Annotated in this window: 24 protein-coding genes; 13 read left to right on the top strand and 11 right to left on the bottom strand. The window is 67.4% G+C overall.

The features are described 5' to 3' along the window. The first annotated feature begins 36 nt into the window (after window positions 1-36). Entirely contained in the window at window positions 37-912 is an 876-nt protein-coding gene (gene dapA, locus QUV18_RS15420) for a 4-hydroxy-tetrahydrodipicolinate synthase (RefSeq protein WP_300894902.1), read from the top strand. Window positions 913-987: 75 nt separating this feature from the next. Here the strand turns inward: dapA and QUV18_RS15415 are convergent, their stop codons facing one another. The 3 genes from QUV18_RS15415 to yghU form a co-directional block, all read right to left on the bottom strand. Next, complete coding sequence (locus QUV18_RS15415; protein ID WP_300894901.1) at window positions 988-2,127, bottom strand: M48 family metallopeptidase; 1,140 nt, start codon at window positions 2,125-2,127, stop codon at window positions 988-990. Between the two features lie 165 nt (window positions 2,128-2,292). Then, window positions 2,293-3,003, bottom strand: a complete 711-nt coding sequence (locus QUV18_RS15410; RefSeq protein WP_300894900.1) for an NYN domain-containing protein — start codon at window positions 3,001-3,003, stop codon at window positions 2,293-2,295. A gap of 146 nt (window positions 3,004-3,149) precedes the next feature. After that, the gene (gene yghU / locus QUV18_RS15405) at window positions 3,150-4,022 is read right to left on the bottom strand and encodes a glutathione-dependent disulfide-bond oxidoreductase (protein ID WP_300894899.1); all 873 of its coding nucleotides are present in this window, start codon (window positions 4,020-4,022) and stop codon (window positions 3,150-3,152) included. A gap of 244 nt (window positions 4,023-4,266) precedes the next feature. Between yghU and QUV18_RS15400 the strand changes: the two genes are divergently transcribed. After that, window positions 4,267-4,635: a hypothetical protein gene (locus tag QUV18_RS15400; protein ID WP_300894898.1), complete on the top strand. Its 369-nt coding sequence runs from the start codon at window positions 4,267-4,269 to the stop codon at window positions 4,633-4,635. A gap of 151 nt (window positions 4,636-4,786) precedes the next feature. Further along, window positions 4,787-5,125: a hypothetical protein gene (locus QUV18_RS15395; protein WP_300894897.1), complete on the top strand. Its 339-nt coding sequence runs from the start codon at window positions 4,787-4,789 to the stop codon at window positions 5,123-5,125. Window positions 5,126-5,194: 69 nt separating this feature from the next. Here QUV18_RS15395 and QUV18_RS15390 read toward each other — a convergent pair whose 3' ends face one another. Next, complete coding sequence (locus QUV18_RS15390) at window positions 5,195-6,307, bottom strand: S-(hydroxymethyl)glutathione dehydrogenase/class III alcohol dehydrogenase (RefSeq protein WP_300894896.1); 1,113 nt, start codon at window positions 6,305-6,307, stop codon at window positions 5,195-5,197. A 134-nt stretch (window positions 6,308-6,441) separates the two neighbouring features. Here QUV18_RS15390 and QUV18_RS15385 point away from each other — a divergent pair, with 134 nt between their 5' ends. Then, window positions 6,442-6,702, top strand: coding sequence for an I78 family peptidase inhibitor (locus tag QUV18_RS15385; protein WP_300894895.1), 261 nt, complete (start codon window positions 6,442-6,444; stop codon window positions 6,700-6,702). Between the two features lie 196 nt (window positions 6,703-6,898). Beyond that, a complete protein-coding gene (locus QUV18_RS15380) occupies window positions 6,899-8,554 on the top strand; it encodes a DNA polymerase Y family protein (RefSeq protein ID WP_300894894.1) in 1,656 nt (551 codons plus the stop codon). 11 nt (window positions 8,555-8,565) lie between these two features. Here QUV18_RS15380 and QUV18_RS15375 read toward each other — a convergent pair whose 3' ends face one another. Then, a complete protein-coding gene (locus QUV18_RS15375; protein ID WP_300894893.1) occupies window positions 8,566-9,435 on the bottom strand; it encodes a DMT family transporter in 870 nt (289 codons plus the stop codon). 11 nt (window positions 9,436-9,446) lie between these two features. Continuing rightward, window positions 9,447-10,124 (bottom strand): tRNA (5-methylaminomethyl-2-thiouridine)(34)-methyltransferase MnmD, encoded by a 678-nt coding sequence (mnmD, locus tag QUV18_RS15370; RefSeq protein WP_300894892.1) that lies wholly within the window; start codon window positions 10,122-10,124, stop codon window positions 9,447-9,449. 84 nt (window positions 10,125-10,208) lie between these two features. Here mnmD and QUV18_RS15365 point away from each other — a divergent pair, with 84 nt between their 5' ends. The 5 genes from QUV18_RS15365 (at window position 10,209) to QUV18_RS15345 (ending at window position 14,291) form a co-directional block, all read left to right on the top strand. After that, on the top strand, window positions 10,209-11,246 hold the full coding sequence (locus QUV18_RS15365; RefSeq protein ID WP_300894891.1) for an FAD-binding oxidoreductase: 1,038 nt from the start codon (window positions 10,209-10,211) through the stop codon (window positions 11,244-11,246). Window positions 11,247-11,257: 11 nt separating this feature from the next. Beyond that, a complete protein-coding gene (locus QUV18_RS15360) occupies window positions 11,258-11,854 on the top strand; it encodes a hypothetical protein (RefSeq protein ID WP_300894890.1) in 597 nt (198 codons plus the stop codon). Between the two features lie 107 nt (window positions 11,855-11,961). Next, entirely contained in the window at window positions 11,962-12,627 is a 666-nt protein-coding gene (locus QUV18_RS15355) for a cupin domain-containing protein (protein ID WP_300894889.1), read from the top strand. Further along, window positions 12,624-13,109: a hypothetical protein gene (locus QUV18_RS15350; protein ID WP_300894888.1), complete on the top strand. Its 486-nt coding sequence runs from the start codon at window positions 12,624-12,626 to the stop codon at window positions 13,107-13,109. The genes QUV18_RS15355 and QUV18_RS15350 overlap by 4 nt, the downstream gene beginning before the upstream one ends. 57 nt (window positions 13,110-13,166) lie before the next feature. Continuing rightward, a complete protein-coding gene (locus tag QUV18_RS15345) occupies window positions 13,167-14,291 on the top strand; it encodes an iron-containing alcohol dehydrogenase (protein WP_300894887.1) in 1,125 nt (374 codons plus the stop codon). Between the two features lie 15 nt (window positions 14,292-14,306). On the opposite strand, the gene QUV18_RS15340 is transcribed toward QUV18_RS15345, so the two are convergent. Next, window positions 14,307-15,098, bottom strand: coding sequence for a MaoC family dehydratase N-terminal domain-containing protein (locus tag QUV18_RS15340; RefSeq protein ID WP_300894886.1), 792 nt, complete (start codon window positions 15,096-15,098; stop codon window positions 14,307-14,309). Window positions 15,099-15,144: 46 nt separating this feature from the next. Between QUV18_RS15340 and QUV18_RS15335 the strand changes: the two genes are divergently transcribed. Then, complete coding sequence (locus QUV18_RS15335) at window positions 15,145-15,546, top strand: VOC family protein (protein ID WP_300894885.1); 402 nt, start codon at window positions 15,145-15,147, stop codon at window positions 15,544-15,546. Here the strand turns inward: QUV18_RS15335 and amrA are convergent. Beyond that, on the bottom strand, window positions 15,534-16,874 hold the full coding sequence (gene amrA, locus QUV18_RS15330) for an AmmeMemoRadiSam system protein A (RefSeq protein WP_300894884.1): 1,341 nt from the start codon (window positions 16,872-16,874) through the stop codon (window positions 15,534-15,536). The two genes, QUV18_RS15335 and amrA, sit on opposite strands and share 13 nt — an antisense overlap. 96 nt (window positions 16,875-16,970) lie before the next feature. Between amrA and amrS the strand changes: the two genes are divergently transcribed. After that, window positions 16,971-18,038: an AmmeMemoRadiSam system radical SAM enzyme gene (gene amrS / locus QUV18_RS15325; RefSeq protein ID WP_300894883.1), complete on the top strand. Its 1,068-nt coding sequence runs from the start codon at window positions 16,971-16,973 to the stop codon at window positions 18,036-18,038. Here amrS and QUV18_RS15320 read toward each other — a convergent pair. Next, window positions 18,035-18,574, bottom strand: coding sequence for an NADPH-dependent FMN reductase (locus tag QUV18_RS15320; protein ID WP_300894882.1), 540 nt, complete (start codon window positions 18,572-18,574; stop codon window positions 18,035-18,037). The two genes, amrS and QUV18_RS15320, sit on opposite strands and share 4 nt — an antisense overlap. A gap of 178 nt (window positions 18,575-18,752) precedes the next feature. After that, a complete protein-coding gene (locus tag QUV18_RS15315; protein ID WP_300894881.1) occupies window positions 18,753-19,658 on the bottom strand; it encodes a LysR family transcriptional regulator in 906 nt (301 codons plus the stop codon). Between the two features lie 193 nt (window positions 19,659-19,851). Here QUV18_RS15315 and QUV18_RS15310 point away from each other — a divergent pair, with 193 nt between their 5' ends. Next, window positions 19,852-20,295, top strand: coding sequence for a DUF4399 domain-containing protein (locus QUV18_RS15310; RefSeq protein ID WP_300894880.1), 444 nt, complete (start codon window positions 19,852-19,854; stop codon window positions 20,293-20,295). Between the two features lie 9 nt (window positions 20,296-20,304). Here QUV18_RS15310 and QUV18_RS15305 read toward each other — a convergent pair whose 3' ends face one another. Next, complete coding sequence (locus tag QUV18_RS15305; protein ID WP_300894879.1) at window positions 20,305-22,332, bottom strand: NADPH-dependent 2,4-dienoyl-CoA reductase; 2,028 nt, start codon at window positions 22,330-22,332, stop codon at window positions 20,305-20,307. Window positions 22,333-22,343 lie beyond the last annotated feature (11 nt).

Here is a 22,343-nt window from a genome sequence, read left to right as displayed (position 1 = left end):
TTGGCCGTACAGTAACGCAAAACAATGGAGCGTGTCATGTTCAAAGGATCTTTTCCTGCCCTGGTCACGCCGTTCAAGAACGGCGAGCTGGATCTTGAGACGCTCAAGAAACTTGTTGAATGGCATATTGCCGAGGGGAGCCACGGCCTTGTGCCCGTGGGCACGACCGGCGAGAGCCCGACGCTGACCCATACCGAGCACGAGACGGTGGTCGAGGAGGTGGTGCGCGCCGCGGCCGGGCGGATTCCGGTGATCGCCGGGGCCGGGTCGAACAACACGGTCGAGGCGATCCGCTTCATGCGCCATGCCGAGAAGGTGGGCGCCGATGCCGCGCTGGTGGTGACGCCCTATTACAACAAGCCCACCCAGCGCGGGCTGATCGCGCATTTCACCGCGCTGCACGATTGCTGCGAGCTGCCGATCGTCATCTACAACATTCCGGGGCGGTCGGTGATCGACATGTCGCCCGAGACGATGGGCGAGCTGGCCAAGCTGCCGCGGATCATCGGGGTGAAGGACGCCACGGGCGACCTGGCCCGCGTGAGCGACCAGCGGATCACCTGCGGCAAGGACTTCGTGCAGATCTCGGGCGAGGACGCCACGGCGCACGGGTTCAACGCGCAGGGCGGCGTGGGCGTGATCTCGGTCACCGCGAACGTGGCGCCGCGGATGGTGGCGGACGTGCAGGAGGCCTGTCTTGCCGGTGACTACCGGAAGGCGCTGGAGACGCAGGACCGGCTGATGCCGCTGCACAAGGCGATCTTCACCGAGCCGGGGCTGGTGGGCGTGAAATACGCGATGTCGCTTCTGGGGCTTTGCAGCGACGAGGTGCGCTCGCCGCTGACGGGGCTGAGCGACGAGACCAAGGCGCTGGTCGAAGACGGGATGCGGCACGCGGGGCTGATGAACTGAGGCCGCGGGGTGGGTGCGAACCCACCTTGCGTCTTTTCAGCATGGAACGGTGGTGGGTTTCACCCACCCTACGGGCTATCGATTGACTTCGACCTCGTGGAGTTCTTCCATCATCGTCTTGCCCAGGTCGTCGCGCAGGGGCTGAAGCTCGGCGTCGATGGCGGAGAAATCGACATCTTCGGGGTGAAGCCGGTTCTCTGACAGGGCGGCGGGCAGGGAGGCGATGAACTCGATCCGCAGGGCCGTGGGTGGATGAGAATTGTCGACGCGCTTTTTCTCGCGGGCGGCCTCGGTGAGGTAGCGCGCGGCGGTTTCGGGGTCGGCATCGGAAACGGCGTGGCCCATGTGGTCGAAGATCCGCGCGCCCTGATCCCCGGTATAGGGGTAGAGATCGACGATGCTGCGCTGTGCCAGATCGCCGCGCGTGATCACTTCCAGCATGGCAATGACAGGTTCGGCCCCGGCGACCTGCATGGCGTGGGCATCGGCGCGATATTCCGCCCGTTGCGATTCGAAGAAGGAGAAGCGTGACAGGGCGCGCTGGTAGGTGCCGATCACCATGGCGGCGACGATCTGGGTCAGGTGACCCTCGTTGTAATAGTAATAGCTATCCAGTTCGAACGTGTCGTACCAGTTCGACAGGACCGCGTAGGCGCGTGCGAAGACGCCGGAGCGCATCGGGTCGTCATTCACCTTGTGTGCCATCTCGTGCGCCAGAAGGGCGATGCGCTGATCCGTGGACAAGGCCGCCCAGAGCGGCAGGCCGATGCCGAGCACCCATTCCTGTTGGCGGGAAAAGCGGGGGCGGAACTGCGTGATGTAGGCGTTGAAGTCCTCATCGAGGTGGATGCCGTCGGGGGCCGTGGTGCCAAGCCTTTCGGCAATCCGGTCAAGCAGGGAGAACAGCGCCGGCAGATCGGTGCGGCGGTAGGTTTTCGATCGGTTCCTGTGCCCCGGCGGCAGAAGGGTGACACCGAACCCCACAAGGATCAGGCCGAGGATGATCGGCCCGAGATCCGGGTAGCCGACAAGGCCCAGGGTGACGCCGGCGGCCATGGATACGTAGGGTGTTGCCAGGAGCAGGAAGGACAGCGCCCAGCCGATGGCAAGGCGGCCCGTCACGCGCGGGCGGGCGTGGTCGACTTCGCGTTTGGCCTGCTCGAGCAGCTGGTCGGCGAACCGCTCCTGCCAGCGGTCCATCAGATTTCCGATCATGCGTTGCCGCCTAGTAGCCGACTTCCCCCAGGTCAGGCTAAGAAGGCCGGGTTGCAAGTGCAAGCGCGACGTTGCCGGACCGGGCGGCGGTGTGGAGGTCGCGGGGCGGGCCCCCTTATTGCCGGGTTCCGGGCATGGCGGGTTTCACCCACCCAATGTTGAGCCTCAGTCGACGCGGCGCACCAGGAGCTGGTTGCCCGGGCCGGTCTTGGTTTCGAACACCTTCAACTCCTTCACCAGGTCGGAAAGCTTCTTCTTGCCGTAGGTCCTTGTGTCGAAATCGGGTTTGTCGGCCTGGATCTGCTGGCCGATGCGGCCCAGGGGGAACCAGTCGTCATCCTGGTCGATCTTTTCCATCGCGTCGGTGATCAGCTTGCGGGCCTCGCCCACGCGGCGGGTGTCGAGGCTTTGGTCCTTGCCGCGGGCGGGCGAGGTGTCTTCGGCGATGTTCTCGATCGCGACGAAGCGGTTGCAGGCGTTCTTGAGGGCGTCGGGCGCCTTGGCCTCGCCGATGCCGATGACGGTCAGGCCCTGTTCACGGATGCGGCTGGCCAGGCGGGTGAAATCGCTGTCGGAGGAGACGAGCACGAAGCCATCGAAATGGCCGGCGTGCAGGATATCCATCGCGTCGATTACCAGCCCGATATCGGAGGCGTTCTTGCCCTTGGTGTTGGCGGTCTGCTGGTGCTGGACGAGGCCGAGCTTCTGCGCGGTCTTGGTCCAGCCGGAGAGCTGCTGGTTGGACCAGTCGCCATAGACCCGGCGCAGGCCCGGCTCGCCGTAGGAGGTGACCTCCCGCAGGATCGCCTCGGCGTATTTCGAGGGGACGTTGTCGGCGTCGATGAGCACGGCGAGGAGCGGGGATTTCTCGGGCATGGGGGCCTCCTTTACCGGTGACCATGCCTGATTGCGGCGGCGGCGGAAACCGGAAACCTTGGGGCAGGCCGGTGGCGTGGCGCGAAATGCAAACCGGCCACCGCCGGTCAGGGCGATGGCCGGGGAAGGATGGTCTCGGGGTCGGATCAGGCGTTTTCGCCGATCTTGTCCTGTGTCTTCGTGTCGAAATCGCCGGCGTCGTGGCGTTCGTGGAGCTGCTCGTGCGGTTCGCCGAAGGTCTTGTTGACCATGCGCCCGCGCTTGACCGCCGGGCGCTCGTCGATCTTTTTCGCCCAGGCCATCATGTTCTCGTATTCATGGGTGCTGAGGAAGGTCGCCGCGTCCCCATAGGCCCGGCCGAGCGCGAGGTTGCCGTACCAGGGCCAGATCGCCATGTCGGCGATCGAGTACTCGTCGCCGGCGATGTAGGGCTTCTCGGCGAGTTCGCGGTCGAGCACGTCGAGCTGGCGCTTGGCTTCCATGGCGTAGCGGTTGATGGGGTATTCGTATTTCTCGGGCGCGTAGGCGTAGAAATGGCCGAAGCCGCCGCCGAGGAAGGGGGCGCTGCCCATCTGCCACATCAGCCAGTTGATCACCTCGGTGCGGCCCGGGCCGCTGGCGGGCAGGAAGGCGCCGAACTTCTCGGCCAGGTGCATCAGGATCGATCCGCTTTCGAAGACGCGCAGGGGCTTGTCGCCGGTATGGTCGACCATGGCGGGGATCTTGGAGTTCGGGTTGATCTCGGTGAAGCCGCTGCCGAACTGGTCGCCGTCGCCGATCTTGATGAGCCAGGCGTCGTACTCGGCGTCGAAGCCGGCCTCGAGCAGCTCCTCGAACATCACGGTGGTCTTCACCCCGTTGGGCGTGGCGAGCGAGTAGAGCTGGAAGGGATGCTTGCCGACCGGAAGCTCCTTGTCGTGGGTCGGCCCGGCGATCGGGCGGTTGGTCGAGGCGAACTGTCCGCCGTTTTCCTTGTCCCAGGTCCAGACCTTGGGCGGGGTGTAGGTGTCGTCGGTCATCTGTCGCTCCTTGGCGTGTGGGTTCCCCAGAGGTAACCGGTTGGTGGATCGATGCAAGGTGCATGAATGCACAGGGACGGCTGCGCGGGCTGCGATTTGCCGCCGACGGGTTCGGCCGGTTCCCGCCCATCACGCGATAACGATCAACTCACACAAGCGTGTCATCTGCTCTTCCGGGCATGGCGGCGCGTGCCCATGTCAGGCACCCGGGCAAATCCCCCGACCCCGGAGATAGGAGACTGCCATGAATATCATTCGCAAACGACTTTTGGCCGGTGTCACCGCTTCCGCAGTGGGTGTTGCCGGTCTTGCCGGCCTGTCCGCCGCGCCGGCCTATGCCGATAACGATACCGCCAAGTACATCGCCGGCGCTGCTGCCGTGGCGATTATCGGTGCCGCCATCGCGGATTCCAACGATGACCGGTATTACAACCCGGGCTACGCGACCCGCGACCGCTATTACGGCGGCTACAACCGGTACAACCGCCACCAGGGCTATGCCCGGAACAACCGCACCGGCTATCAGCGTGCCTACAACCAGGGCTACCGCGACGGCTATGCCAATAGCCACAGCAGCTATGGTTCCAGCAGCTACCGCGTCTACGACCGGTAACGACCCATGCACCGGGGCCGGGCGATCCGGCCCCGCAGCATCCCGCCGATCCGGCGGTATTTTCCCTGCTTCCCTTGGCTGGCCGCCGCGCCGGCCCATATATTGATTTACGCGGGGTCAGACCCGCGACAGTCCCGAACGGGAGAGCATCATGAAATCGATTACCCGCAAGAGCCTCGTGGCCGCGACCGCCGCGGCACTGGTTCTGTCCGCCGGCGCGGTCGTGTCGCCGGCGAAGGCCGATCCGGCCTTTTCGAGCGTCATCAACCGGTTCATCGACCATGCCATCGACCGGACCGAGCGGCGCGGCTACACCCGCGGCTACGATCGCTATCAGAGGGCGCGCCGCCATCACGATTATTACGGGTACGACCGCCAGGTTCGGCGGCGTCACCTGACGCCGGACGAGATGGAGTTGCGCGGCCTTTACGTGCCGGGCTACGACATCAACGGCGTGATGGATTACAACCGTTCCGGCCATCGCCACTGACGGCGGGCGGAACAGGAAAACGGGCGCCCCGGCTTGCCGGTGCGCCCGTCGTGGTGCGATGAGGGGCGGTCAGTAGACCACGACGCTGCGGATCGACTCGCCCGCGTGCATCATCTCGAAGCCCTTGTTGATCTCGTCGAGCTTGAGGGTGTGGGTGATCATCGGGTCGATCTCGATCTTGCCCTGCATGTACCAGTCGACGATCTTGGGCACGTCGGTGCGGCCGCGGGCGCCGCCGAAGGCGGTGCCTTTCCAGACCCGGCCGGTGACGAGCTGGAAGGGCCGCGTCGAGATTTCCGCGCCGGCGGGGGCCACGCCGATGATGACGCTTTCGCCCCAGCCCTTGTGCGCGCTTTCCAGCGCCTGGCGCATCACCTTGACGTTGCCGGTGGCGTCGAAGGTGTAATCGCCGCCGCCGCCCGTCAGCTCGACGAGGTGGCCGACGAGGTCGCCCTCCACGTCATTGGGATTGACGAAGTCGGTCATGCCGAAGCGCTTGGCCATCTCCACCTTGCCGGGGTTCAGGTCGACGCCGACGATCTGGTCGGCGCCGGCCAGCCGCAGGCCCTGGATCACGTTGAGGCCGATGCCGCCGAGGCCGAAGACCACGCAGCGGGAGCCCAGCTCCACCTTGGCGGTGTTCATGACCGCGCCGATGCCGGTGGTGACGCCGCAGCCGATGTAGCAGATCTTGTCGAACGGCGCGTCCTTGCGGACCTTGGCCAGCGCGATCTCGGGCAGGACGGTGTGGTTCGAGAAGGTCGAGCAGCCCATGTAATGCAGGATCGGCGTGCCGTCGGTCATCGAGAACCGGCTGGTGCCGTCGGGCATGACGCCCTGGCCTTGCGTCGAGCGGATCGCCTGGCAGAGGTTGGTTTTCGGGTTGAGGCAGTATTCGCATTCGCGGCATTCGGGCGTGTAGAGCGGGATCACGTGGTCGCCCGGTTCCAGCGAGGTGACGCCGGGGCCGACCTCGACCACGACGCCCGCACCCTCGTGCCCCAGGATCGCCGGGAAGGCGCCTTCGGGATCGGCGCCGGAGAGGGTGAAATCGTCGGTGTGGCACAGGCCCGTCGCCTTGATCTCGACCAGGACCTCGCCCGCTTTCGGGCCGTCGAGGTTCACTTCCATGATTTCCATCGGCTTGCCCGCTTCGAGGGCGACGGCGGCGGTGGTGCGCATTGATTGTACTCCCAATTCGATTTGCCGCGACTTTGGTCGAAAGCCGGGCGGTTTTCAATATCGGCCGTGGCGGTCTTGAAAGCAGCCATGGCCGTGACGACTTCAGTCTTTCACAGAAATGGAAGGACGGCACCATGCGCTTCGCGACACTGATACTGGCACTTGCGGCACTGGGTGCCTGCGTGCCCGATGCCGGCGAGGAGGACAACAGGGCCTCGGCCTGCGGGGCGGACGCGCTTCAGCCGCTGGTCGGAACACCCGTCGGAGAGCACGATTTCGCCGACGGCACGCGGATCATCCCGCCGGGTACGGCGGTGACGATGGATTTCCGCTCGGACCGGCTGAATGTGGAAACCGATGAAGGCGGGACGATCACGCGGATCTACTGCGGCTGATCTCCTGGCCGGCGTGGTGCAGTGAGTCCTTGGAGAACAGTGAAAGCGGGGGCGGGCGCCCGGCTTTCATCTTTCCGAAAATACTCATTGCGCGCCGCTCCCCTCGCGCGGTGCCGTGAGGGGAGGACTCGACTCGGGGCGGAGTGCGGCCTAGGTTGGAACAAAACATGAACATGATTGTTCGTCCGCTGCCGCCATGCCCGTTCGCCGTATCCTTTCCGTCTGGTTTCCCCGGCTCGGGGCCGAGCGCCTGTTGCGGCGCGTGGCCCCGCCGGAGGAGGTGCCCTTTGCCGTGGTGCGCGACACCGGGCAGATGCAGGTCTTGTCCTCGCTGTCGGCGGCGGCCGAGGCGGCGGGGCTGCGGGTGGGCCAGCCGCTTCGCGATGCGCATGCGATCTGCGGGCAGCTGGCGACGCGGCTGCAGAACCCGCAGGCGGAGGTGGATTTCCTGAAGGCGCTGGGCCGCTGGGCGGGGCGGTTCTCGCCCTGGGTGGCGGTGGACGGGCCGGACGGGCTGATGATGGAGATCACCGGCTGTGCGCATCTCTTCGACGGGGAAGAGGCGATGGTGGCGCGGATGGTCGAGGAGGCCGGTGCCCTGGGGCTGAGCGCGCGCTGCGGGCTGGCCGACACGGTGGGCGCGGCGTGGGCGCTGGCAAGGTATGCGGGTGTCGCGCCGGGGCATGCGCGGTCGGGCGATGCCATCGACCAGGAGGCGCGGGCGACCCGGTCAAGGGCGGCGAAGAAGCGGCACTGGGAGCGGGGCGGCGCGGCGCCCTTGCCGGGGGGCGGGGGGACGGAGCTGCCGGGGATCGCGCCGCCGGGCAAGGCCTATACGCTGCTGGCGCCGTTGCCGGTGGCCGCGCTGCGGCTGGAGCCGGGGGAGGCCGAGGCGCTGGCAAGGGTCGGGCTGCGCCGGGTGGGCGACCTGCTGGGCCAGCCACGCGCGCCGCTGGCGCGGCGGTTCGGGCGGGGGTTGGTGCTGCGGCTGGACCAGGCGGTGGGGGCGGCGCCCGAGCCGGTCTCGCCCGCGAAGGAGGTGCCGCGTTTCGCCACAAGGCTGACCCTGCCCGAGCCGATCGGGCTGACCGAGGACATGCTGGCCGCGCTCGACCGGCTGGTGCCGCGGCTGTGCGAGCTGCTGCGCGACAAGGGGCAGGGCGCGCGGCGGGTGCGGCTGCAGGCATGGCGGGTGGACGACACGATGCAGTGGCTCGACGCCGGGCTGGCCCGTGCCGCGGATGAGCCCGACCGCATCCGCCCGCTGCTGGCGCACCGGATCGACGAGATCGACGCGGGCTTCGGCATCGACATGCTGCGGCTGGAGGCGGTGCAGACCGAGGCGCTGCACCCCCGGACCATGACCGGCCACGTGGAGGCGACCGCCGCCAACCGCGCCCGGCTGGAGGGCGGCGCGCGGATGGACGACCTGCTGGGCCGGATCGGCGGGCGGCTGGGGATGGAGGCGATCACCCGGCGCCACCCGGTCGGCAGCCACCTGCCCGAAAAGACCGCGCAGGTGATGGCCGCCGCGTGGTCCGAGCCCGCCGGGCCGTGGCCCGCGCCGGCCGCGCCGCGCCCGCTTTTGCTGTGGCGGCCCGAGCCGGTGATGGCGCCGGATGCCCCGCGGTTGGCGGGGGAGTTCCGCTGGCGCGGGCGCACCCACCAGCTGGCCGAGGCGCGGGGGCCGGAGCGGATTGCGCCGGAATGGTGGCTGGACGACCCGGACTGGCGCAGCGGGCTGCGGGATTACTGGCAGGTGGTTACCGAGGGGGGCGAGCGGCTGTGGCTGTTCTATGCCCATGGCGCGGCGCTGAGCTCCGGCTGGTTCTGCCAGGGCCGGTTCGCCTGAGCGCGTGCCGGTCACGCCTTGGAGCGGCGCTCGCGCCAGAGGGTGAAGAGCCCCGCCGCCACGATCAGCGCCGTGCCGAGGGCGACGTTCATGCGGACGGACTCGTTGAACACGAGGATGCCGAGGATGCTGGCGAAGACGAGCTGGAGATAGGCGAAGGGCTGGACCGCGCTGGCCTCGGCCAGTTCGTAGCACTTGATCAGCGTGTAATGCCCCAGCGCCCCGGTGATGCAGAGCAGGATCATCCAGGCCCAGTCGGGTGCCGACATCGGTTCCCAGAACCAGGCGCCGACGGCGGTCATGGCGACCATGCCGACCGTGCCGGTCCAGAAGAAGCTGGTGGCGGCGCTGTCGCGCAGGCCGACATAGCGGGTGAGCAGGCCGTAAAGGGCGAACATCAGCGCGGCGATGAGGGGGACGACCGCCTCGGGCTGGAAGACGCCGAAGCCGGGTTCGAGGATGATCAGGATGCCGGCGAAGCCCACGCCGATGGCGACCCAGCGGCGCCAGCCCACGCGCTCGCCCAGCACCGGGCCGGAGAGCGCCGCGATCAGCAGCGGGTAGCAGGCGAAGACCGCGTGGCTTTCGACCAGCCCCAGCAGGGTGAAGCCGAAGACCATGACGCAGATCTCGGCCACCAGCAGCAGCGCGCGGAAGCCCTGCACCCACGGCACCGCGCTGGCCGCCGCCGCGCGCATTCCGCCGGCCTTGCGGCTGGCGACGGAAATGACGAAGGCCGCGAAGAACCAGTAGCGGATCATCACCACCATGTAGACGTTGTATTCCGACGCGAGGTGGCGCGAGAGCCCGTCCTGCGCCGCGAAGATGAAGGTCGTGGCGATCATGAACAGGATGCCGGCGCGGGTGTTCTGTTCGCTCATGGAGGGGGCTTTCAGGATGCGGGTTTCTCGGCACGGGTCATGTGCCTTTTCCGGCCATAGCCGGGAATGCGGGTGACTTCAAACCCCGCGGATTGCAGCCCGCGACGGACGAAGCCGGCGGCGGTGTAGGTGGCCGCGGTGCCGCCGGGGGAGGTGTGGGCGAAGACCTGTTGCATCAGGGGCTCCTCCCACAGCTCGGGGTTCCGGGCCGGGGAGAAGCCGTCGAGGAACCAGGCGTCGGCGGTGCGCTGCCAGTGGGGAAGCGTGGTGCGGGCATCGCCGGTGACGAGGCGGAAATCGAGGTCTGCCAGCGTGATGTACTCGGCGCCCCAGTGCGGGGCGAGGTCGGCGGCGAGGGGGGCGAGTTCGGGGAAGGCGCCCTGGGCGCGCCGCATCTCCTCGGGGGTGATCGGGAAGGCCTCGAAACTGGTGTAGCGCAGCATCCCCTCCTGCCCGCTGGCGCGCCAGGCCTGAAGGGTGGCCAGCAGGTTGAGGCCGGTGCCGAAGCCCAGCTCGGCCACGTGGAAGCCGAAACGGAAGCGGCCCGGCAGGTCGTTGCCCGACAGGAAGACGTGGCGGGTTTCCTCGAGCCCGTTCTCGAGGCTGAAATAGGGGTCGTCGAAGCGCGTCGAGACCGGCACGTCGTCGCGCCAGTCGAGCGGTGTGGAAGGCTCCGGGGGCGGGGTCACGGGCGTCCTTTCATGGCCCGGGCGGATATACAGCGGTTGTCGCCCGTGCGATACTTGGGGCGACACTGCAAAGGAGCGGCGGAAATGGCAAGGCCGGACGTCACGGTGATGGGCGCGGGCATCTTCGGGCTGTCGATCGCGTGGGCCTGTGCGAAGGCCGGCGCGCAGGTGCAGGTGATCGACCCGCACGGGCCGGGGGCGGGGGCCTCGGGCGGCGTGGTGGGGGCGCTGGCGCCGCATGTGCCGGAGAACTGGAACGACAAGAAGGCGTTCCAGCTGGAGAGCCTGTTGATGGCCGGGGCGTTCTGGGCGGATGTGGCAGCGGCTTCGGGCATTTCGGCGGGGTATGGCCGGCTGGGGCGGTTGCAGCCGGTCGCGGATGAGCGCGGGCTGGAGATGGCAAGGGCGCGGGAGGAGACGGCGAAGGCGTTGTGGGGCGATGCCGCGCTTTGGGAGGTGATCGCGCCGCCCGGGGATAGCTGGGCGCCGGTGTCGCCCACGGGTTACGTGATCCGGGATACGCTGTCGGCGCGGATGCATCCGCGGCGGGCCTGCCAGGCACTGGCGGCGGCGCTGCATGCGCGCGGCGCGTGGCTGGTGAAGGAGGGGGTGGCCGAGGGCAAGGTGGTGCATGCCACGGGGGTGGCCGGGCTGGAGGAGCTGTCGCGAGAGACGGGGCGCGCCGTGGGGAACGGGGTGAAGGGGCAGGGGGCGCTTCTGCATTTCGCCGCGCCGCATGCGCCGCAGCTTTTCGCGGAGGGGATTCACGTGGTGCCGCACGAGGACGGGACCACGGCGATCGGGTCGACCTCGGAACGGGAATACGACGACCCGGTGTCGACGGACGAGAAGCTGGACGAGGTGATCGAGCGGGCGATGCGGGCGGTGCCAGTGCTGCACGGGGCGCGGGTGGTGGAGCGGTGGGCCGGGCTGCGGCCGCGGGCGAAGTCGCGGGCGCCGATGCTGGGGGCACATCCGTTGAGGCCGGGGGAGTTCATCGCCAACGGGGGCTTCAAGATCGGGTTCGGGATGGCGCCGAAGGTGGCGGAGGTGATGGCAGCGCTTATATTGGAAGGAAGGGACGGGATTCCGGAGGGGTTCCGCCCGGTGGCATCGCTTTAAAGGAGCGTCGCATGATCCGTTATCGCACCTTCCTTCTTGGTCTTGCCCTGGCGCTGCCCGGCGCCGGCCTTGCGCAGGAGAGCGGGCCATCGGTCTGGGCGGCAGTATCGGGCGACGAGGTGATCCTCGATGGCGAGACCTACCGTCTGAGCGGGGTTTCGTGCCCCGATCCGGGCACCGAGGACGGGCGGGCGGCGAAGGCGCTGCTGAACACCTTCCTGCGGGGCGGGTATATCGAATGCCGGGTCGACGGTGGCCGGGCGAGTTGCAGCAAGGAAGGCAACGATATCGCCACCGGGCTGATCCGCAGCGGCTATTGCGAGGGCACGGGCGAGGCGCCGGTGCTTGACGAAAAGGACGTGCTGGCAAGGGATACGCGGCCCGGATACGTGGCGGGCGAGGCGCGCGAGGGGGAGTGCGACCCGGCGCGGGCGTCGGGGCAGTTCGTGGCGCAGTCGCAGGCCTTTGCCTGCGATGCGGGCTCGCCCTACAGCACCTGCGACGGGGTGAATGGAAAACGGCAATTCGGGCAGCACGTGGCCGGGTCGGACAATTACCGGGCGACGGGGGAGACCCTGCCGTATTTCCAGCCGAGGCGGTGCAACTAGCGGGACGCTGCCCGAGCTGGGGGATCCCGAACGGAAGATAGTTCTGGACCGGATAAATGTTCCTGTGTGACATTTAATGTCATGTGATTCCAGAATCAGGCAAGAGAATGCAGAAACCAGACGCGTCCGACGCGAACGCGCAGATCGGCGCCTGTATCAAGGTGGCGCGGACGGCGGAGAAGCTGACCCTGTCGGCACTGGCGGAGAAATGCGGGCTGACCGAGAGTTTCCTGTCGAAGCTCGAGAGGGGCGTCGCCTCGGCCTCGATCGCCAACCTGCTGCAGATCTGCGCCGCGCTGAATATCGAGATCGGGTCGCTGTTCGACGGGCTGGGCAATGCACCGGCGCGGACACGCGTGTCGGTTCACCGGCGGTCCGACGATTTCGCCTTCATCCCGTCGACCGGCTATTCGTGGAAGCGGGTCGGCGGCGGAAGCCCGAAGGACGAGATGGAGGTGTTCCACCTCGTCCTGCCCGAGACGGACAGGATGGAGGCCTATGTCTCGCATCCCGGGCAGGAGCATTGTTTTGTCATCAGCGGCGAGGTGCTGTTCGAGGTGGGCGAGGAAAGCTTTCACCTTTCCACCGGCGACAGCATCTTCATCGACTCGCAGCAGCCCCACCGGGCGCGCAGTGCGGGCGGGACGGATGCGCAGATCCTGATGACCGTGGCGGCCGCCGATATCTCGCGCATCGATTTCGACTGGTGGCGCCCGACACGCGCCGCCTTGCAGGAAAGACCCCAAGGCTCATCCAACGGGAGGACATCATGAGCAAGACCATTCCTGATACGGCCGAGAACAACGCCAAGCTGCAGGTCAGCAGGGAAGCATCTCGGAAAGACCACCAGCCTTATATCGTGCGCAACCTGAACGACCTCGAATGGGAGACCATCCGCTGGCCGGGGGAGACGGGCAAGATGGCGTTCCACCCGGAGCCGGAGAACCCGACGAACCCCAATGCCGGTATCCTGCGGCTGGAGCCCGGCGCGTACCATCCGGAGCATTACCATGGCTTCGCGCAGGTCTGGCACATCCTGAAGGGGGAGTTCGAGATCGGCGGCGAGATGTGCGGCGAGGGTAGCGTGATCTTCCACCCGGACCCGCATTACGAGGGCGAGTTCAAGACCGAGACGGGCGGCGATATCTTCATCGTGCAGTATCCTGGGCCGACCACAAGCGAGCGGCCGATCTATGCCGGGCGGTTCAACATGGAGAAACGCAACGCGGTGGAAAACGAGCGGGTGGATGTGTGACCCGTTTCCTGCCCGCCGAGGCGGGCAGGTCATTCAACCGAGCGCAGGCAGGCGGACATGACAGTCGAGACGATTCAATACCTGACGACGATCCGGTTTGGCGAGGGGGCCTCGGCCCTGCTGGCCGAGGAACTTGCGGGCCTGTCATTGCACCGGCCGCTGGTGATCAGTGACAAACCGCTGGTCGAGATCGGGCTGGTGGAACGGGTTACCGGTTCGCTGGGGGTGCCGGTGTTCGACGGCACGCCGTCGAACCCCACGGAAAGCGCGGCGGAGGCCGCGGCGGAGATGTATCGGGAGCATGGCTGCGATTGCCTCGTGGCCGTGGGCGGGGGGTCGCCCATCGACCTTGCGAAGGCGGTGGCGCTTCGCGTGACGCATGAGGGGCCGCTTGCCGGGTATGCCGCGATCGAGGGCGGGGTGGCGAAGATCACCGACCGCTGTGCGCCGGTGATTGCCGTGCCGACGACCGCCGGAACCGGCTCGGAAGTGGGGCGGGCGGCGTTGCTGACGGTGGCGGACGGGCGCAAGCTTGGCATCCTGAGCCCCTACCTGATCCCGGTGCGGGCGCTGTGCGATCCGGAGCTGACGCATGGGTTGCCGCCCGGCCTGACCGCCGCGACGGGGATGGATGCGATCACCCATTGCATCGAGACGTTCCTGAGCCCGAAGTTCAACCCGGTCGCCGATGCCATCGCGGTGGACGGGCTGGTGCGCGGGTGGGGCCATATCCGGACGGCGGTGGCACAGCCCGGCGACAGGGCGGCGCGGCGGGAGATGATGATGTGTTCGCTGCAGGGGGCGCTGACCTTCCAGAAGGGCTTGGGCGCGGTGCATTCGCTGTCGCATCCGCTGGGAGCGGTGAAATCCGTGAACCCGCATCACGGGACGCTGAACGCGATCCTGCTGCCGGAGGTTCTGAGGTATAATGAAGAGGCGGCGGGGGAGAAATACGCTCGGCTGCGGGTTGCGTTGGGGATGGCGGAGGGCGCCGATCTCGGCGCGGAGGTGCAGACGCTGACGGCGGAGATCGGGTTGCCGGCCACGCTGGGGGAATTGGGGCTGCAGGAGGGGATCATCGACGGGATCGCCGAGGCGGCGATGCGCGACCATTCCACGCCCACCAACGCGCGGGAGATGACGGGGGAGGCGTTCCGGCAGATACTGGTGGCGAGTTTCTGACGAAGCGGCCGTGTATTAGGCGGCGGTGCCGGTGAGGCATTGCCGCCCGTCGGGCCCGCGCACCCAGACCGTGCCGTCGGATTTCCAGCAGATTTCGGCCGTCTCGAAATGCATCAGCGGCGCCGTGGCACGGAAGGCGAAGCGGGTCAGGGTGCCGAGCTGGCGTTCGGCCAGCAGCATGGCGAGCTGGGCCAGCAGGGGGCCGTGGACGACGAGGCCATCATAGCCTTCGACGCCCGTTGCGTAGGGCAGGTCGTAATGGATGCGGTGGCCGTTGAAGGTGAGCGCCGAGTAGCGGAAGAGCATGGTGGTGTCGAAGCGTGCGGGCTCGGCCACATCCTCGTCGGTGGGCGCCTCGGGCGGGGTGGGCCTGGAGCCGGGCTTGGGATCTTCGCGGTAGACGATGTCCTGCCACTCGGCGATGCAGCGCGTGTCGCCCTGCCATGTCTCGTGGCGCATGGTAACGAAGCCGAGGGGGCCGGAGCGGCCTTCCTTCTGGGCGGTTTTCTCGACGTAGGTGAGGCGCTTTGCGGCGGTTCCGGCGAGCAGGGGCGCCTCGAACTCGAGCCGTCCGCCGGCCCACATACGGCGCGGCAGTCCCATGTCGGGGACCACGCGGCCGACCTTGGGATGGCCGTCGCGGCCCAGCTCCGCCGGGTCTTGCGGATCCCAGAAATAGAGCTGGTGGAAGAAGGGCGGCAGGGGGTCGCCCCTGTCGATCTGCGGGGTATGGCCGATGGTGGCCTGCATCGCCCGGGCGCGGGCCGGGTCGATCATGTCGGTCAGGGTTTGCACTGGGTCGCTCATGCGGGCAAGCTAGGCCGGAATCCGGGCCGCCACAACAGGGATCACCATGCCGCGCATTGCCTCTCTCGATCATCTTGTCCTGACGGTGCGGGACATTCCGGCAAGCTGCGCCTTCTACCGGAAGGTCCTGGGGATGGACGTGGTTACGTTCCGGCCGGTCGATGGTGTGGAACGCACGGCGCTGGCTTTCGGGTGCCAGAAGATCAACCTGCACCAGGCGGGGGCGGAGTTCGAGCCGAAGGCGGAGAGGCCGCAGCCGGGCAGTGCCGATCTGTGCTTTCTGAGCGAGACGCCGGTGGCGGACTGGGTGGCGCATCTGGAGGCCTGCGGCGTGGAGGTGATCGAGGGGCCGGTCAGGCGCACCGGGGCGACCGGGCCCCTGCTGTCAGTTTACATCCGTGATCCTGACGGGAACCTGATCGAGATATCGAACCTTCAGGACGGGTAGTTGGCCTCGGCAAAGCCTTCGGCGCAGAAGCGGCGGATTTGGAGCGTGTCGCTCCAGTGGTCGCGGGGGAGGCCGGCCTTCTGCTTGAGGGCGCCGAGGAACTCCTGCGGCTCTGGCAGGCTGTCCCAGACCATTGGCAGGAAGACGCCCCGCCGGCCCTTGTCGGACAGGATGAGGCCGTCGCGGCCGGGGTGAACCTTGGAGAGGAGGTCGGCCTCGTCCGTGACAGGCATCGGCTCGGACGGGGAAAGGACGGCGATCTTGAGGGTGATGCGGTCGAGCTCTTCGGCGGTGACGGGCGGGAAGCGCGGGTCTTCGGTGGCGGATTTCTGGGTGTTCTCGACCACGTCGGCGATCAGCGGCTGATGCGCGGTGAGCGAACCGATGCAGCCGCGCAGCTTGCCGTCCTTCTGGAGCGTGACGAAGGCCGCGCCGTGGGTGCGGAGGGGCGCGGCAAAGCTGTCGGTGTCGAGGTGGGGCGGCTTGCCCTTGGTGATGCGCGAGGTGAGGGCCTGGCGCGCGGCTTTCAGAAGGGCGGCGCGGTGGTCGGGGAGGAGGATTTCGTCGGTCACGCCGAAGAGCGCCCAGGCGCCGTAGCCGACGGTGCGGGTTTCGTCCCTGGTGACCGCCGCGCTGTTGGCCATGGCGAGGCGAAGCAGGCGGCTGCCCTGCCCGTGATCCGACAGCAGGTAGCCGCGGATCGCGGCGGCGCCGCAGGCATGGGCGCCGGTGAGGTCGCGGGGCTTGGCGGTTTCGATGAGCCGGGCGGTGGTGGCGTCGTGTTTGCGGGCGTCCTGGAGGGTGAGGAAATGGCTGAGATCGCTGGAGAGAACGAAGAGCGTGTCGCCCATCGCCGCCAGTGCGTCGATGGCCGCAGCCACCTGTTCATCCGGCGCGCGGCCGATCACCAGCGGGACAACGGGCGTGTCGGGATGCACCTGGTGGTGGAAGGGGAGCTGGGTTTCGACGCCATGCTCGCGGTCATGGGCGGCGTCTTCGACATGGGCGAGGTCACTGGAGATCAGCAGGTCGCGGGCGGCGGTGTCGATCGGCAAATCGAAGCCGGGCATGGCGTAGCGGTCCTGCGAGGGCAGGGCGATGCCGGTGAAGGCGTGCTGGTGTGAGGGGGAGAGGATGGCGATGCGGGCCGGGCGGGCGGTTTCGGTGGCGCGCCATGCCATGCCGGCGAGGCGGCCCGAGAAGGGGTAGCCGGCATGGGGCGAGATGATGGCTTTCGGAGGGGCGGCGGCGGGCGTGCCGTGGGCCAGGCAGTCGGCCACAGTGCGGGCCAGCTCGTCTGCCTCGCCCGGGAAAAAGCGACCGGCCACAGCCGAATGTCGCGCCGTTATATCTGACTGCCGGTTCATCTTGGCCCTTTCGGAACTTACATATGAACCGGACCGACGGAAGGAAAGACCACCCCCATGCACCCCGCGCGCCACTGGACCGAGGAAGAGGATGGCCGGCTGAAATGCACGCTTTGCCCGCGTTTCTGTACCCTGCGGGACGGCCAGCGTGGCATGTGCTTCGTGCGGATGCGCGAGGGCGACCGGATGGTGCTGGACACCTACGGGCGGTCGACGGGGTTCTGCATCGACCCGATCGAGAAGAAGCCGCTCAATCATTTCCTGCCGGGATCGCCGGTCTTGTCCTTCGGGACGGCGGGGTGCAACCTGGCCTGCAAGTTCTGTCAGAACCACGAGATTTCGAAGAGCCGGGAGGTCGACAGCTTGGCGCATAGCGCCAGCCCGGAGGCGATTGCGAGGGTGGCGCGGGAGAAGGGCTGTGCCTCGGTCGCGTTCACCTACAACGACCCGGTGATCTTCCATGAATACGCGCTGGATACCGCCGCGGCGTGCCGTGAGGCTGGGGTGCGCAGCGTGGCGGTGACCGCCGGTTACATCTGTGAAGAGCCGCGGGCGGAGTTCTTTCCGGCGATGGATGCGGCGAATATCGATTTGAAGGGGTTTTCGGAGGCGTTCTATCGCAAGCTGACTGGGGCGCAGATCGGCCCGGTGCTGGAGGCGATCGAGTACGCGGTGCATGAAACCGTGTGCTGGGTGGAACTGACCACGCTGCTGATCCCCGGCGAGAATGACAGCCAGGCCGAGCTGGAGGAAATGTGCCAGTGGGTGGCCGAGCGCTGTGGGCCGGATGTGCCGGTGCATTTCACCGCATTTCACCCCGATCACCGGATGCTGAGCCACCAGCGGACGCCGCTGGAAACGCTGCTCAGGGCGCGGCAGGTGGCGCAGGCGGCCGGGCTACGGCATGTCTATATCGGCAACGTGCATCACGAGCCTGCGCAGTCGAGCTATTGCAGCGGGTGCGGGGAGAAGGTGATCGGGCGCGACTGGCACGAACTGTCGGAATGGCGGCTGGATGACACGGGCCATTGCACCGCCTGCGGCACGGCGTTTCCGGGGGTGATCGAGGGGCCGCCGGGCCGCTGGGGGCGCCGGCGGGAGCCTGTACTGATGCGCGAGGGTTAGGAGACGCGGTCGCGCAGGGCGGTCATCCTGGTGTTGAGCACCTTGAGATAGCGCTCGTTGAGCAGCCGGCCTTCGGCGTCGAACTCGTCGCCCGCGGTGGCGACACAGAGCGTCGGGCCCGGCAGCACGTCGGCCTGATGCGGAACGAGGCAGTGGAGCACCATGTATTGCCCCGTCTCGCCGCCGGTGCGCCCGGCATTGGCCGACATCACCACCGTCGGCTTGTTCTTGAAGGCGCTGCCCGGGACGCGGCTGATCCAGTCGAGGGCGTTCTTGAGCACGCCGCTGATGCCCTTGTTGTACTCGGGCGAGGAGATCACCACCGCGTCGGCCGCCTTGATCTGTTCGACCAGGGCCTGAACGCTTGCCGGCACGCCCTCGGCCTCTTCGAGGTCGCCGTCGTAGAGGGGCAGGTTCAGGTCGGCCTCGGTCACCTCGGCGGGGCCGAAGGCGCGCACGGCTTCGGCCAGGAGCATGCGGTTGTAGGCGCCCTTCCGAAGCGAGCCGGAAATGGTGAGCAGCTTGGGGTCGGCCATGACGTTGTTCCCTTCGGTCGGTGTCCTGTCTGGCCCCAATCTGTCATGCAGCGCACGAAAGGCAACCGGCAGGGGCGCACACTGGCTGTGTGACGCGGCGGCAGGGGCCCCATGAAAAAGCCCCCGGATGCGCGGGGCACCGGGGGCGAGGCTGTCAGGCGGGAAACGTAGAGGCGGCTTACCAGTCGGTCGGGCCCTTGTCGGCAAAGGCATTGACCAGGAAATCGATGAAGGCGCGCACCTTGGGCTGGGTGAACCGGCCCGGCGGGTAGACCGCGTAGATGCCTTGCGTCTCGAAGGGCAGGTCGGGGATCACGTCGACGACCTGTCCCGCCTTCATGGCGTTGGCGTAGAGGAAGCTGGGCAGGTAGGCGATGCCGAGGCCGGAGATCGCGGCGTTCAGAAGCGACTGGCCGTCATTGACCGACAGACCGCCGGCGGTGCGCACCTGCCGCTTTTCGCCCGAGGGCGCGGTCAGCTTCCAGACCGAGCCGTTCGACTGGCTGGAATAGTGCAGGAGCTTGTGTTCGTTCAGGTCGTCGATCTTGGCCGGGCGCCCGTACTTGTCGAGGTAGCCGGGGCTGGCGATCATCCGCTTGGTGGTGTCGGTCAGCTTGCGGGCGCGCAGCGTGCTGTCTTCCAGTTCGCCGATGCGGATGGCCATGTCGAAGCCTTCCGAGATCAGCTCGACATAGCGGTTGTTGAGCACCATGTTGACGGTGATGTCGGGGAATTCCTCGAGGAACTGGCCGAGCACCGGGCTCAGATGATTGACGCCGAAATCGGTGGCGACCGAGATTCGCAGAAGGCCGGACGGATCGGACTGCATCGAGCTGACCAGCGCGTCGGCCTCTCCGGCGTCGTTGAGCACGCGCAGGGCGCGGTCGTAATAGGCCAGGCCGATCTCCGTCGGGCTGACGCGTCGCGTCGTCCGGTTCAGGAGGCGGGCGCCGAGCCGTGCCTCGAGCGACGAGACATGCTTGGACACGGCGGATTTCGAAATCCCCATCTTGCGCGCCGCGTCGGTGAAGCCACCCTGGTCCACCACGGTCGCGAAAGCCTCCATTTCGGTAAGGCGATCCATACTCGATACCTCTGTGCGTTATTCCTTGAGGCCTTATCGGATCAAAATCGGGCACAACTGCGGCGTATGGCCGACAATATCTGGGTTTTCCTTTGCATCGTTCGTGACAAGGAAACAGGGAAACAGGCGTTTCCATCTGTGGAGATCACGCCACCTACGCTATGATGACCTTACGGCAAGCAGGGAGGATTCGATGAAGGCATTGCTGTTGAGTATCGGAATGGCGGCCGGGCTGGCAAGCGCGCCGGCGCTCGCTGGGGACACGCCGGCGCCCGAGGGGGCGAAGGTGTATTTCGTCAATATCGAGGACGGTGCGACGGTGTCGTCGCCGGTGACGGTGATCTTCGGGCTGAGCGGCATGGGCGTGGCCCCGGCCGGGACGGAGAAGGAGAATACCGGCCATCACCATGTCCTTGTCGACCGGCCGCCCTTCGGCGACGGGCCGGAAGACGGGGAGATGTCGGAAGGCGGTCTCTACTCGGACGACAACCACCGCCATTTCGGCGGCGGGCAGACCGAGGTGTCGCTGGAGCTGGCGCCGGGCGAGCATACGCTGCAACTGGTGCTGGGCGACCAGAACCACGTGCCGCATGATCCGCCCGTGACGTCGGAGCAGATCACGATCACGGTGGAATAGACCACCCGGTCAGAGCGTGGCGGCCAACCGCGTGCCCTGGTCTATGGCGCGCTTGGCATCCAGCTCGGCGGCGACATCCGCGCCGCCGATCACGTGTACCTTGCGGCCTTTCTCTTCCAGCGCATCGGCCAGCGTGCGCTGGCTGAGCTGGCCGGCGCAGAGCACGATGGTGTCGGCCTCGATCAGGGTGGGGTTCTCGCGGGCCTCGCCGAAGGTGATGTGCAGGCCCTTGTCGTCGATGCGTTCGTAATTGACGCCCGCGACCATCTCGACATCCTTCATGCGGAGCGAGGCGCGGTGGATCCAGCCGGTGGTCTTGCCGAGGCGCTTGCCGGGGCGTTCGGACTTGCGCTGCAGGAGCGTGACCTTGCGCGCGGCCGGGTCGGGCTGCGGGCCCTCGGGGGCGAGGCCGCCGCGGGTTTCGGCCGGGTCGCCGACGCCCCATTCCTCTTTCCATTCTGACAGGTTCTCGGTCGGGCTTTCGCCGTCGTGGACGAGGAATTCGGCCACGTCGAAGCCGATGCCGCCGGCGCCGACGATGGCAACGCGCTGGCCGACCTTGGCCTGGCCGCGCAGGACGTCGATGTAGTTCAGGACGTTGTCGCCATCCTGGCCGGGGATCTCGGGGTCGCGGGGGATGACGCCGGTTGCGATGATGGTTTCGTCGAAGCCGTCAAGCGTATCGGCGGTGACCTCGGTGCCGAGTTTGACCGTGATGCCGAGCTCTTCGACCATCGTTTCGAACCATGAAACGAAGCCGTGGAATTCCTCCTTGCCGGGGATTTCGCGGGCCATGTTGAGCTGGCCGCCGAGGCGGTCGTCGCGGTCGAAGAGGGTGACGGTGTGGCCGCGCTGGGCGGCGGTCATGGCCGCCGAGAGGCCCGCGGGGCCGGCGCCGACGACGGCGATGGACTTGGGCTGGCTGGCCGGGTCGATGGGCAGCTCGGTTTCATAGCAGGCGCGGGGATTGACGAGGCAGGTGGAGATCTTGCCGCTGAACGTGTGGTCGAGGCAGGCCTGGTTGCAGGCGATGCAGGGGGCGATGGTGGCGGCCTTGCCGTCCATCGCCTTTTTCACGAAATCCGGGTCGGCGAGGAAGGGGCGGGCCATGCTGACCATGTCGGCGGCACCGCCGGAGAGGACGTCTTCGGCGACTTCCGGCGTGTTGATGCGGTTCGAGGTGATGACCGGGATGCCGACCTTGCCCATCAGCTTTTTCGTGACCCAGGTGAAGGCCGCGCGGGGGACGGAGGTGGCGATGGTGGGGATGCGCGCCTCGTGCCAGCCGATGCCGGTATTGATGATCGAGGCGCCGGCTTTCTCGACTTCCTGCGCCAGTTGGACCACCTCGTCGAAGGTCGAGCCGTCGGGGACGAGGTCGATCATGGAGAGCCGATAAATAAGGATGAAATCGGGGCCGACGGCCTCGCGGACGCGGCGGACGACCTCCAGCGCGAGGCGCATGCGGTTCTCGTAGGAGCCGCCCCAGCGGTCCTCGCGTTTGTTGGTGTGGCGGACGAGGAACTGGTTGAGGAGGTAGCCCTCGGAGCCCATGATTTCGACCCCGTCGTAGCCCGCCTGGCGGGCGCGGGTGGCGGCGGTGACGATGTCGGCGATCTGCTTCTCGATCCCCTCCTCGTCGAGCTCGTTCGGGGGGAAGGGGGAGATGGGGGACTTGACCGGCGAGGGGGCCACGCATTCCTTGCCATAGGCGTAGCGGCCGGCGTGCAGGATCTGCATGGCGATGAGGCCGCCCGCGTCGTGCACCCGGTCGGTGACGATACGGTGGTTGGCGATGTCCTCTTCGGTGTAAAGCCCTGCGGCGCCTGGGAAAACCCCGCCTTCGCGGTTGGGAGCCATGCCGCCGGTGACCATCAGGCCGACGCCGCCGCGGGCGCGGGTGGCGTAGAATTCGGCGACGCGGTTCCAGTCTTTCGTCTCTTCCAGACCGGTATGCATCGAGCCCATCAGGACACGGTTTTTCAGGGTCACGTGCCCGAGGTCGAGCGGGGCGAGAAGGTGGGGATATTGGGTCATGTGCGGCCTCC

This window comes from Roseovarius sp. (genome assembly GCF_030373445.1).
Lineage (GTDB): Bacteria > Pseudomonadota > Alphaproteobacteria > Rhodobacterales > Rhodobacteraceae > Roseovarius.
Note: the sequence above shows the minus strand (reverse complement) of the source record. Positions and strands in the feature narration are given on the sequence as shown.